Genomic DNA, 11,911 nt, shown 5'->3' on the forward strand with positions numbered 1-11,911 from the left:
GCGCGAGCGGCGATGGAGGCGGAGCGGATGGCACCCGAGCGCGGCGACGAGGGAGCGGACCGGGCGGGCCGGCGGACGCAGAGCGGGCTGCCGGTCGAGCCGGTCTACGGCCCCGGCTCCCTGGCCGGGCGAGATCCGGCCGAGCGGCTCGGCGAGCCCGGCTCGTACCCGTACACCCGGGGGGTCTACCCCTCGATGTACACCGGCCGGCCGTGGACGATGCGCCAGTACGCGGGCTTCGGCACCGCCGTCGAGTCCAACGCCCGCTACCGGCGGCTGATCGAACACGGCACGACCGGGCTCTCCGTCGCCTTCGACCTGCCGACCCAGATGGGTCACGACAGCGACGCGCCGATCGCGAGCGGCGAGGTCGGCAAGGTCGGGGTCGCCATCGACTCCATCGACGACATGCGGATCCTCTTCGACGGGATTCCGCTGGACCAGGTCTCCACGTCGATGACGATCAACGCGCCGGCCGCGCTCCTGCTCCTTCTCTACCAACTGGTCGCCGAGGAGCAGGGCGTACCGGGCGCCGCGCTCACGGGCACCGTGCAGAACGACGTACTCAAGGAGTACATCGCCCGGGGCACTTACATCTTTCCGCCGAAACCGTCACTGCGGCTGATCGCGGACATTTTCAAGTACTGCCGGACGGAGATTCCCCGCTGGAACACGATCTCGATCTCCGGCTATCACATGGCCGAGGCGGGCGCGACGCCCGTGCAGGAGATCGCGTTCACGCTCGCGGACGGAATCGAATACGTCCGTACGGCCGTCGCCGCCGGAATGGACGTGGACGACTTCGCGCCCCGGCTCTCCTTCTTCTTCGTCGCCCGTACGACGATTCTCGAAGAGGTGGCCAAATTCCGGGCCGCGCGGCGCATTTGGGCCCGGGTGATGCGCGAGGAATTCGGCGCGCGCGATCCCAGGTCCCTGATGCTCCGCTTCCACACGCAGACGGCGGGGGTGCAGCTCACCGCGCAGCAGCCCGAGGTGAATCTCGTACGGGTGGCGGTGCAGGGGCTGGCCGCCGTCCTCGGCGGTACGCAGTCCCTGCACACGAACTCCTTCGACGAGGCGATCGCGCTCCCGACCGACAAGTCGGCGCGGCTCGCCCTGCGTACGCAGCAGGTGCTCGCGTACGAGACCGATGTCACCGCGACCGTCGACCCGTTCGCCGGTTCGTACGCCGTCGAGAGGATGACGGACGACCTGGAGGAGGCGACGCTGGCGCTGATGGCCCGCGTCGAGGACCTCGGCGGCGCGGTCGAGGCCATCGAACGCGGCTTCCAGAAGGGCGAGATCGAGCGGAGCGCGTACGCCGTCGCGCGCGAGGAGGACAGCGGGGAGCGCGTCGTGGTCGGCGTGAACCGCTTCCGGCTGGACGAGGAGGAGCCGTACGAGCCCCTGCGGGTCGACCCGGCGATCGAGGCCCAACAGGCCGCCCGGCTGGCCGCCCTGCGCGCGGAGCGGGACGCCGGGGAGGTGGAGGCGGCGCTCGCGGAGCTGCGGCGGGTGGCGTCGGGGAGCGGTGACAACGTGCTCCACCCGATGAAGCGCGCGCTCAGGGCGCGGGCGACGGTGGGGGAGGTGTGCGACGCGCTGCGGGAGGTGTGGGGCGCGTACGTCCCGACGGAGACGTTCTGACGCGCCTCGAGGGGGGTTTCTTTCTTTTGTGCCCGCCACTAGGCCGCAGTGGCCGGCCGCGGAGACGCGCGGCTGCCGCGGGTGTCCCGTCGTGGGCCCGCCCCGGCGGGGCCGGTGTGGGCGCCCCGGCCGGGGCGGAGGGAGCGTGAGGGCCCTGAGCCCCGGTGCCGCTAGGGCTCGTCCGTGCCCTTCTGGGGCTTGGTGTCGCCCACCTCCTGGGTGGTGGCTCGTTTCGCACGGGAGTGGAGCACATCGCCGATGAACAGGTCGTAGACCAGGACGCCGATCACGCCGCCGATCAGCGGCCCGACGATGGGGATCCAGAAGAAGGCGCTGTAGGACCCGGCCAGATTGCCCGGTAGCGCCAGACCGTCCCAGCCGGCGATCCAGGTGAGCAGACGCGGGCCGAAGTCACGGGCCGGGTTGATCGCGTAGCCGGCGTTGGCTCCGAAGGACATACCGATCGCGGCGACGGCGAATCCGATGATCAGCGGACCGAGGTTGGCCTTCACCGCGGTGTTGCGCAGGTCGACGATGGCGACGATCAGCATCACCAGGAACATCGTGCCGACGATCTGGTCGATCAGCGGTCCCCAGATGCCGCCGTGGAAGTACGGCGCGGGGAACGTGGCGAAGATGGAGAACGTCGCGTTCGTATGCCCGTTGACCTTCGGGCCCTTCATCGCGAGGTCGAAGGCGTTGATGGCGTCGTTGTAGACCCAGTAGACGAGCGCGGCGCCGACGAACGCCCCGGCGACCTGCGACGCCCAGTAGGGAAGGACCTTCGCCCAGGCGAACTTGCGGCGTACCGCGAACGCGAGGGTCACGGCCGGGTTGATGTGGGCTCCGCTGACGCCGCCGGCCACGTACACACCGAACACCACGGCGAAGGCCCAACCCCAGGTGATCAGCAGCCAGTCCCCCGAGCTGAGGAAGAACGTGGTGGGACCCTCCGTGCGGCCCGACCCGGGGAGGGCCGCGACGGCGACCGCCACCGAGCCGCACCCGAAAGAGATGAGAACGAGTGTTCCGAGGAATTCCGCCAGGCATTCGCCCGCGAGAGTGGCTCGACTCCGGAAGACAGAGGGCTTGATCAGGGGCGGGATTTCTACAGCCATGGGTCCTCAGGATCTCTTCCGGTGCGCCGAGACGCAGTGGGGGTCCCCTCCCTGTCATGGCACCCTAAGGTCAGGCGATCGGGTGGACACGGCAACGACGCGCGCCCCACCCGAGTGGCGCAGCGCCCTTTTCCTCCCGCTTTGCGGGAATGCCTCTTCGCGGCGGGCGGGCTACCGGGGCTCGTTCGCGATCTGGATGAGATTGCCGCAGGTGTCGTCGAAGACCGCGGTGGTGACGGGGCCCATCTCCAGGGGCTCCTGGGTGAAGCGCACGCCGAGTCCGCGCAGGCGCTCGTACTCCGCCGTCACGTCCGCGACCGTGAACTGGGCGAGCGGGATGCCGTCCGCGATCAGCATGTCGCGGTAGGGCTTGACGGCGGGGTGGCCGGCGGGCTCCAGCAGGAGTTCGGTGCCACCGGGCTCGTCGGGCGAGACGACGGTCAGCCAGCGGTCCTTCCCGCCCACCGGGACGTCGTGCTTCTTCACGAAGCCGAGGATCTCGGTGTAGAAGCGCTCGGCCTCGGCCTGGTCGTCGACGAAGACGCTGGTGAGACGGATCTTCATGGGGTGCTCTCCTCCGGTTCGGATGTACGGGATACGGGCCACCGCTCGGCGATCTGCCGCAGCGGGGCCGTGTTGAGGTCGTGGAACTTGTAGCGGCCTTCCCGCCTGGTCTCGACGAGCCCGGCGGATTCCAGCACGGCGAGGTGCTGGGAGACCGCCTGGCGCGAGATACCGAGGTGGTGCCTCATGCTCAGACGGGAGCAGATCTCGAACAGGGTCTGTCCGGACTTCTCCGTGAGCTCGTCGAGGATGGTGCGACGGGTCGGGTCGGCGAGGGCTTTGAAGAGGTCGTCGGCCACGGCGGCAGCATAGGCAAGCTTTCGCTTGCCTATCAAGTCCGGGGGCGTCCGGGCGGGTCCGTCCGAGGGGCGAAATTCTCTCGTTGGCGCCTCGGGGCGCGTGCCATACTCCGCCGCATGCTGGGTGCCACGGATCTGCCGACCTACCTCGTCGGCGTCGTCATGATCATTCTGCTGCCGGGACCGAACTCGATCTATGTGCTGTCGCTGGCCGCCCGACGGGGCGTCCGCGAGGGCTACAAGGGCGCCGCCGGGGTCTTCTGCGGCGACACCGTGCTGATGGTGCTGTCGGCGGCGGGTGTCGCCTCGCTGCTCCAGGCCAACGAACTGGCCTTCTCCGTCGTGAAGTACGCGGGCGCCGGTTATCTCGTCTATCTGGCCGTCGGCATGATGCGCACGGCCTGGTCGATGTGGCGGTCGCGGCACGAGAGCGTGACGGACGAGCCGGCGGGTGGGGCGGCGGACAGGACGGCGGGTGAGGCGGCGGGTCAGGCGCCCGCGGTGACCGGCGAGGCGGAGCGGCCGTTCCGGCGCGCCTTCGTGATCTGCCTCTTCAACCCGAAGGCGATACTTTTCTTCGTCTCCTTCTTCGTGCAGTTCGTCGACCCGTCGTATGCCTATCCCGCGCTGTCCTTCCTGGTGCTCGGCGTGATAGCGCAGGTGGTCAGCCTGCTGTACCTCACGGCGCTGATCTTCGGAGGCACGGCGCTCTCCACCGCCTTCCGCCGCCGCAAGCGCCTGTCGGCCGCGGCGACGTCGGCGATCGGCGCGCTGTTCCTGGGCTTCGCGGCGAAGCTGTCGCTGAGCGGGGCGTAGGGCCCACCGCTTCTCGGCCTGCGGCAGGAGTGTGGCGGGGGCGTGGGCTCATGGATGCTCCGAGGGCCGGAACAGGCCCGAACCGCTTCCCCGGCGCCGCCATCGCGACGGGCGCGCGCCGCCCTCGCGACGGGCGCGGGTCAAGAACCGGTGCGTACGCTCCGCTTCGTCAGCTCGAACGCCGGCAGCATCTGCTCGTGCTCCTCGGTGTCCGCTCCGCCCAGATGCATCACGACCAGACCGTCCGGCGTCGCGAACGCCAGTGCCCGCTCCTTCTTCGGGGCGTCGAGCATCTCGCCGGTGTTGAGGTAGCCGACCTCCACCCCGTCGTACGGACCCACCTCGGTCTCCTCGAACGTGGCGTCCTTCCGGCTCGGCGCCTCCGCGGCAGTGAAGGCCTCCAGCGCCTCGCGCGGGTCGTCGTCCGCCTTGCCGCCCGTCCATACGCGCAGGAAGCCGATATGACCCGCCGGTTTGGCGTCGATCTCGCAGGCCAGCGTGACCGGTCCCTGCGCGGGCATCCCGGGAACCGTCACCGCCTCCGCCGTCCATCCGGCAGCCGTGTCGAACGTCGCGGGGAGTTCGCAGGGAGACCCCTTCGCACCGACCGATTCGCCCCGCTCCACGGCCGGTGCGGCGGCGGGCGCCTTGGGGGCCGGCGCGGCGGCGTGCCCCTTCGCGTTCGCGTCCGGTTCGTCGGACGCCTCCGTGGAACAGCCACCGAGCAGCCCCAGCAGAAGGACGGCGCCGAGCGCCGTCATGGTCTTGAGTTCGCGCCCCACGAGAGTCCGTCCCCGATGCCGTGCACAACGCCCGGCGAGCGCCGAACCGTTAGGGATCATACGGTTCGGGCCCGGGGGACTTCGGGTCGCGTCACGGGCCGGGGTCCGACGCCGGGAGTGCCACGTACGATCCCGGACCCAGCCTGACCTCCCCCCGCGCCGCCCAGTTCGTCTCGTAACGCCTGTGGGGCGCGCGGATCCGGATCGCGAAGCGGTCGCCCGGCTCCGTCCTACGGGAGACGAAGGGGAAAGTCAGCTCGACGGGGCGGGTCAGATCGCGGTGACCGGCGCGGAAGACCGTCTCGCCGAGGAGCGTCGCTCCGTCCCGGAGCAGATAGAGGCCCACCAGCAGGTCGAAGTCCGGCAGGTCCGAGGAGAGCGTGAGGGCGGCGCGGGGGCGTCCGGAGAGATCGTGCGCGGGGGCGACGCACACGAACGCGTCCTCGTCCAACTCCTCGCGGAAACCCTCCGGCTCGTCGCCCACCAGCGCGGGGTCCAGGGTCAGCGTCGTCTCCGGGAGGAGCAGCGGGCGCGACGGACCCTGGGGGAGTGCGGGTGCGTGCCGCCATCCCTCACCGATGTGGAAGTACGCGACCCGGTCGGCGAGGAAGGCCGGGCGCGGGCCCCGGTCGAGCACCCAGTCGTACCAGTCGGCGTGCAGGGCGGGCAGATCGATCACGCTGTCCTCCGCGAACGTCAGCCCACCGAAGGAGCGCGCCGCCGACCTCGTGCCGGCGTGGTCCCACGGGCCCATCACCAGATGCGTCGCCGGGTGCCGCTCCTCGTACGTCAGCGCGCCGAGCTGGTCGTCGTCGTACTGGCCGGTGACGGCCAGCACCGGGACGCCGACCGGCTCCGACGGTACGTACGACGCCCAGTACGCGTCGTACGTGGGATGGTCGAGCCACTCCTGGAACGCCGGCAGCCGCTCCCCGACGGACGCGACGTCCAGATCCCGGAAGGGGCGGTCACCGAGGCCGCGGTGCGCGTCGCGCCAGTAACGGTCGTCGCTCCAGGGCCCGGTGTTCATCCGCCGCCCACGGTTGAAGGCGAGCCACTGCACGGCGTACGAGGTCGGCACGGAACCGGTCATGGGGAAGTCGACCCCCGGGTACACCGACGCGACCGGCGCGACGGCGCGCAGGGCGGGCGGCCGCGTACCGGCGACGGCCCACTGCGCGAACCCGCTGTACGACCCGCCGTAGGTGACGACGTCCCCGCTGCTCCACGGCTGTCCGGCGAGCCACCCGACCGCGTCGTGACCGTCGGCCCCGTCGTCGTGGAACGGCCGGAAGACCCCGTCGGAGTCCCCGCGCCCCCGCGAGTCGAGGCTGACGAAGTGAAACCCCCGCCCGGCGAAGAACAGCCCGTCCCGGTGATACCGATCGGCCCCGTAGGGAGTCATGACCAACACCACGGGCCCGACCCCCTCGGCCGGGTAGTGAATCCCCCGCAGCACGGCCCCGTCACTGCTCGGCACATCAACAAATCTCATGGTCATCCAACCACCGGAAACCCCGGTTCATTCCCCGCCACCCGCCCCGTCCCGCCCCGCACACCGTCCCGCCGGTCCGAATTCACCCGTGACCATGTTTCGGGCTCCCGGCGTTCCTCCTGCGGACGCAGTCAGTTCACCTTCCCGTCGCGCGGGTTTCCTAGCCTGTCGCCGACCCGCAACCTGATCGCGGGCAGACACACGCTGGGAGCACCATGACGAAGGTCCGCAACCGATGGCTCAGGCCGCGCGACGGGGACAGCCCGGCCGGGCCGCCCGACGGGGCCGGGCAGGTCCCGGGTCGGGGGGACCGGATCACACCGACCGAGCTGGACGTGTGCCTGCGGGCCTGCGCCGTGCACAGCGGGAAGATGGTCGGCAGCCTCGACCGCAAGCGCGCCGAGCTCGCCGAGAAGCTGCGCCTCGTCCTCGCCGCCCACGCCACCGGTTCCGGCGAGAGCGCCCCGGCTGCGGCCCCGAGCGCGCCGCTGATCCGGCGGGCGGCCAAGAAAGTGGTCGCCGGGCCGACCGGCTCGCTCAGCGGTGAGCTGCTCGACGCGCTGCTCGCCGTCGGCAACAAGGCGCTGGAGTGCGGTTACGACGACGAGCTGAAGCTGGCGCTGCTGATCAGCGACGCCGTGCTGACCCAGCGCAAGAACTCCCGGGCCGGCTGGCGGCTGCGCGCCCGCACGCTGGAGGCCATGGGCGACGAGGCCGCGACCATCGCCGCGTACCAGCGCTATCTCGACCTGACCGAGGAGGACGGCTTCGGTGTCGCCCCCCGGATCGCCGGCCTGCACACGGCCGGCGAGCAGCAGGACGAGATCCTGCGGCTGCTCGAACGCGGCTGCCCCGGGGCCTCGGTCTACGCGGACGGCCCCGCCACCGACGTCTGGGCCGACGGTGTCGCCCTGTACGACGCGGGCGACCGCGCCGGCGCCGAGGCGCGGCTGATCGGCGCGCTCCTCGCGATGCGCGGCGACGGGAGCCCGGTGACGGACCTCCAGGTGTCCATCGGGCAGTACCTGGACCTGCGGCTGGCCCGGCCGGACGCCCTGACGGCCGACGGCGATGTGCGCCAACTGGCCGAGCTCTACGGTGAGATGCGCCGGAACCGGCAGCGCGGCCCGGTCCCCGACCCCACCTTCGGCGATGTCCAGTGGCTCACCCTGGGCGAGTTCCGCAACCAGATCGCGGGCAAGTCCATCTGTCTGGTCGCCAACTCGCAGAGCGTCGGGCGCGGTTCGCTCGGGCCCGAGATCGACGCGTACGACCTGGTGGTCCGCTTCAACTCGTACAAGATCGACGCTCCGGCCACCGGCAAGCGCACGGACATCCACACCTCGATCCACAAGCACGGCTTCAACTGGGACAAGAGGGTCACCACCCGGCTGATCTTCGGCGGTCTCAGCGGCGACTGGAAGAACTCGCTGCGCAACCGGTTGGTGCCCGGCGCGCAGACCTACGTCAACGACGAGTCGCTGCGCTGGCCGCTGCGGAACATCGGCCGCGTCGGCAACGACCAGTGGCCCGCCATCCCGACCAGCGGCTTCAACATGCTGTGGCTGCTGGACTTCCTGGACGCCAGCCCCAAGCTGGACCTGATCGGCTTCGACTTCTACGAGAGCGGCGCGTACCGCATCAAGGAAGCGATGCGTATGCCCATCACGTCCGTGCACGAGTACACCAGCGAAAAGGCGTGGGTCATGGAACGCGCCCAGAGCGTGACCGACACGAGGATCTCCCTGCGATGACCGCCACCCCCCATGCCCCGGTCGGGGCGGCCTCGGCCGCCGCCGCCACCGCGCCGCTGTCCGCCAACGCCCTGACCGGCAAACGACGTCTGGCGTTCGCGTCCTTCGTCGACGAGAACTATCTCGACGGTTTCCTGGCGCTGCTGCGCAGCCTCGCGCTGTCCAACCCCGGTGTGTGCGAGGACTTCATCGTCCTGCACGACGATCTGCGGCCCCAGTCGGTGGCCTCGATCCGCGCCCTGCACCCGCGGGTACGGTTCCACCGGGTCGACGCCGCGCGCTACGACAGCTACGAGAAGGGCGACCAGGACAACTACCTGGTCCGCAAGGCGTACTTCATCCTCGACGTCTTCCGGCTGCGCGACTACGACACCATCATCACCCTCGACACCGACATGGTCGTCCTCGGTGATCTGTCCGAACTGCTGCGGATGCGCGAGGGCCTCGCCGCCGTACCGCAGTTCTTCTACGGGCAGCACAAGCTCAACAGCGGACTGCTGGTCATCCAGCGCGAGTATCTGAGCGACGAGTTCTGCGCGCGGATCGACGCCACCGGACGCAGCGGCGACTACGAGCTCGACAAGCACGACCAGGGCATCCTCAACTCGGTGCTCGACGGCGACTTCGTCCATCTCGACTCGCGCTACAACTTCGTCAAGCGGCGGCTCTCCGGCGACAAGCCCGTCCCCGACGACACCGCGATCCTGCACTTCACCGGGCGCCACAAGCCCTGGCAGGGCGGCGAGTCCGGTTACACCCAGGCGGAGGACCGCTGGCGGGAGTTCGACCTGACGGACGCGGAGTTCTACGCCGCGTACATGGCCGTCTCGGGCACCATGCACCACGACCTGGTCGTCAAGTACGGCACCGAGCACGTCGCGCGCACCGGGGACGTCGAGAGCGCCCGCAAGGTCGCCCACGCGCACATCAACGCCGGCGGGTTCCAGGAAGCCGCCGACATTCTCACCAGCGTGCACATCCCGGTCGACGACACCTGGCCGCACGAGGTGCTGGGCCACGCCCTGATGAGCGTCTCCCGCTACGAGGAGGCCAAGGTCCAGCTGCACCTCGCGGCCGGCTCGCCCGTCCGCGCCGCCACCTCCTTCGGGCGGCTCGCGCAGATCGCCTGGATCCACGGCGACGACGCGGCGGCGCACGCGTACGCGATGCAGGGTCTGGCCGTCGACCCCACGCACCGGCCCAACCGGCTGATGCGGCTGCGCACCCAGGGCCATGATCTGCCGGCCCCGCGCGAGGGCAGGCCCGAGGACCAGCTCGCCCATGTGGCCTTCTACATGCCGCAGCAGGGCAACGCGGGCGACAAGCTGCTGCCCGAGTCGGTACGGCTCGCGGTCGGCACCAGCACCGGTGCGAACGGCGGGGCCGACATCGAGACCGGCGAGCGCCGCTGGCACTCGATCCACGCCCACCGGCTCTTCGACAAGGCGGCGCTGGAGCGCGTCAACGCCCGTCGCGGTCTGGTCATCGGCGGCGGCGGACTCTTCATCCCGGACACCGCGCCGAACGGCAACAGCGCCTGGCAGTGGAACGTCCCCGACGAGAACCTGAACGCCATCGACGTACCGATCGTCGTGTACGCGGTCGGCTTCAACGCCTTCGACGGCCAGTCCTACCGCGCCGGGCGCTTCAACTCCTCGCTGCGCCAGCTGGTCGAGCGCAGCGCCTTCTTCGCGCTCCGCAACCACGGCTCGATCGAGAAGGTCCGCGCGCTGCTGCCGGCCTCGCTCCACGACAAGGTGCGCTTCCAGCCCTGCCCGACCACGGTCACCCGGCAGCTGGTCGACGGCTGGTCGGACCCGGCCCCCGGGCAGCGCGAGAACACCGTCATGATCAACGCCGCGTACGACCGGGCGGGCCTGCGCTTCGGCCACGACTACGCGCACTTCCTCGCCGAGATGGCGAAGGCGGTACGGGCGCTGGACCAGCACGCCGAGGTGCAGTGCGTGGCGCACTCGCTGGACGACGAGAAGATCGCGTTCGACCTGCGGCGCGAGCACGACGTCTCGCTGCCGGTCATCCCGATGTACGACTTCGACAACGACGCGATCAGGGACACCTACGCCCGTACGAAGCTGGTCATCGGTATGCGCGGCCACGCGGGAATGATCCCGTTCGGCTGCGGCACCCCGATCATCTCGCTGATCTCGCACCCGAAGATGGCGTACTTCCTCAGGGACATCGACCGCCCGGAGTGGGGCGTCTCGGTCCACGACAAGAACCTCGGCGCGGTGCTCACCGAGCGGGCGCTGGAGCTGCTGGACGACCACCCCGGGTCGGTGGCCGATGTGCACGGCAGGCAGCAGGAGCTGTGGAAGGTGACGCAGTCGAACGCGGCCGACCTGCGGGCGATCCTGGGGACCTGATCCGGGGGCCTGATCCTGGGGGCCTGATCCCCGGGGACGTCTCTCCACGCGAAGGGGCGGGCCGCTTCCGCGGCCCGCCCCTTCGCGCTGTCGTCTCTCTCGTCAGTAGTGGACCTGCGTGGGGAAGGTGGCCGTGGGGCTGAAGAGCGCGGCGTAGGCCTCCTCGTGGTGTCTGCGGTGCCGGCCGGCCCGGTTCGCCTCGCTGGTCTGGGAGGACGTCGGGGTCAGCATGCCGCTGTCGGCCAGCGCCTGTACGCGCAGCAGCAACGCCCGGACGTCCAGGCCCAGTTCACCGGCCACCGTCTGGAGGTCGAGACCGGACTGCCAGCTCCACAGCAGCACCGAGTCCATGCTCGACGACCAGACGACGGGGTTGTTCTCGGCCTCGGTCGCGTGGAGCACGGGGGAGGCCGCGTCGTGGTGGTGGGCCGTCTCCTGGAGCGGTGAGGCCTCCGCGCGCTGATGCGGCAGATGGACCTCCCCGGGGCCACCCGGAGACGTCTGGTGCTGGTGATACGCCCCCGATGCCTGACTCGCCTGAGGTGTCTGGGCCGACAGGGAAACGTGGGGCGACTGCTCGGTGAAAGGTTCCTCCACCGGCAGGGGCGGCGCCACCGGCTGGGTGCCCGGAGCCGCCGCGGAGGCCGACTGCGCCCGCGGGATCGGCTGGGTGCTGGCCTGCGGGTAGCGGTCGAGGAGCTCCTCGGCGACGCTGCGCGCGTTGGTCTTGCCGACGGTGCGCCGCGCCAGCCGTACCTCCCGCTCGTTCAGACCCATCAGATCCGCGACGGCACCGTCGTTGCCGACGGTGACGGCGAAGGCGGCGAGGGTACGGCTCCGCTCCGCCTGCGCCTCGTCCAGCACGGCCTGGGCCCGCCGCACCTGCTCGTCGCTGGCGCAGAAGGCCTCGGCCAGCACGCTGTTCCGATCCCAGAGTTCACGTGGTTCCACGTGGCTATCAACGCCGCCGGGGCGTAAGGGAATGCGACTTTCCGTCAATTACCGCCAAATGGACCATAACTTCACTATCGTCCGAAAGGCTGGCAGATGAA

10 protein-coding genes are annotated in these 11,911 nt (G+C 70.4%); 4 read left to right on the top strand and 6 right to left on the bottom strand.

The window, feature by feature from the left end:
• Nucleotides 1-27: 27 nt before the first annotated feature.
• The gene (locus ACFWU9_RS03585) at nt 28-1,647 is read left to right on the top strand and encodes a methylmalonyl-CoA mutase (protein ID WP_384314545.1); all 1,620 of its coding nucleotides are present in this window, start codon (nt 28-30) and stop codon (nt 1,645-1,647) included.
• A 170-nt stretch (nt 1,648-1,817) separates the two neighbouring features.
• Here ACFWU9_RS03585 and ACFWU9_RS03590 read toward each other — a convergent pair whose 3' ends face one another.
• From ACFWU9_RS03590 to ACFWU9_RS03600, 3 genes are all read right to left on the bottom strand, one after another.
• The gene (locus tag ACFWU9_RS03590; RefSeq protein WP_384314547.1) at nt 1,818-2,765 is read right to left on the bottom strand and encodes an MIP/aquaporin family protein; all 948 of its coding nucleotides are present in this window, start codon (nt 2,763-2,765) and stop codon (nt 1,818-1,820) included.
• A gap of 171 nt (nt 2,766-2,936) precedes the next feature.
• Nucleotides 2,937-3,329 (bottom strand): VOC family protein, encoded by a 393-nt coding sequence (locus ACFWU9_RS03595; RefSeq protein WP_384314550.1) that lies wholly within the window; start codon nt 3,327-3,329, stop codon nt 2,937-2,939.
• Complete coding sequence (locus ACFWU9_RS03600) at nt 3,326-3,628, bottom strand: ArsR/SmtB family transcription factor (protein ID WP_384314553.1); 303 nt, start codon at nt 3,626-3,628, stop codon at nt 3,326-3,328. The genes ACFWU9_RS03595 and ACFWU9_RS03600 overlap by 4 nt, the downstream gene beginning before the upstream one ends.
• 117 nt (nt 3,629-3,745) lie before the next feature.
• Here ACFWU9_RS03600 and leuE point away from each other — a divergent pair, with 117 nt between their 5' ends.
• Nucleotides 3,746-4,444 (top strand): leucine efflux protein LeuE, encoded by a 699-nt coding sequence (gene leuE, locus ACFWU9_RS03605; RefSeq protein ID WP_384314556.1) that lies wholly within the window; start codon nt 3,746-3,748, stop codon nt 4,442-4,444.
• Between the two features lie 140 nt (nt 4,445-4,584).
• Here leuE and ACFWU9_RS03610 read toward each other — a convergent pair whose 3' ends face one another.
• Together ACFWU9_RS03610 and ACFWU9_RS03615 are read right to left on the bottom strand one after the other, a co-directional pair.
• On the bottom strand, nt 4,585-5,226 hold the full coding sequence (locus ACFWU9_RS03610; protein ID WP_384314559.1) for a lipoprotein: 642 nt from the start codon (nt 5,224-5,226) through the stop codon (nt 4,585-4,587).
• Between the two features lie 91 nt (nt 5,227-5,317).
• Nucleotides 5,318-6,727, bottom strand: coding sequence for a CocE/NonD family hydrolase (locus ACFWU9_RS03615; RefSeq protein WP_384314561.1), 1,410 nt, complete (start codon nt 6,725-6,727; stop codon nt 5,318-5,320).
• A gap of 209 nt (nt 6,728-6,936) precedes the next feature.
• On the opposite strand from ACFWU9_RS03615, the gene ACFWU9_RS03620 reads away from it, so the two are divergent.
• Both ACFWU9_RS03620 and ACFWU9_RS03625 read left to right on the top strand, forming a co-directional pair.
• Nucleotides 6,937-8,475 carry a hypothetical protein gene (locus ACFWU9_RS03620; RefSeq protein ID WP_384314564.1) on the top strand — a complete coding sequence of 513 codons (1,539 nt, stop codon included), beginning with the start codon at nt 6,937-6,939 and terminating at the stop codon, nt 8,473-8,475.
• The gene (locus tag ACFWU9_RS03625) at nt 8,472-10,859 is read left to right on the top strand and encodes a glycosyltransferase (protein WP_384314566.1); all 2,388 of its coding nucleotides are present in this window, start codon (nt 8,472-8,474) and stop codon (nt 10,857-10,859) included. The genes ACFWU9_RS03620 and ACFWU9_RS03625 overlap by 4 nt, the downstream gene beginning before the upstream one ends.
• A gap of 102 nt (nt 10,860-10,961) precedes the next feature.
• Here ACFWU9_RS03625 and ACFWU9_RS03630 read toward each other — a convergent pair whose 3' ends face one another.
• Entirely contained in the window at nt 10,962-11,810 is an 849-nt protein-coding gene (locus tag ACFWU9_RS03630) for a hypothetical protein (protein WP_384314569.1), read from the bottom strand.
• Between the last annotated feature and the right edge of the window lie 101 nt (nt 11,811-11,911).

Source organism: Streptomyces sp. NPDC058653 (assembly GCF_042716895.1).
In the GTDB taxonomy this organism is placed as follows: domain Bacteria; phylum Actinomycetota; class Actinomycetes; order Streptomycetales; family Streptomycetaceae; genus Streptomyces.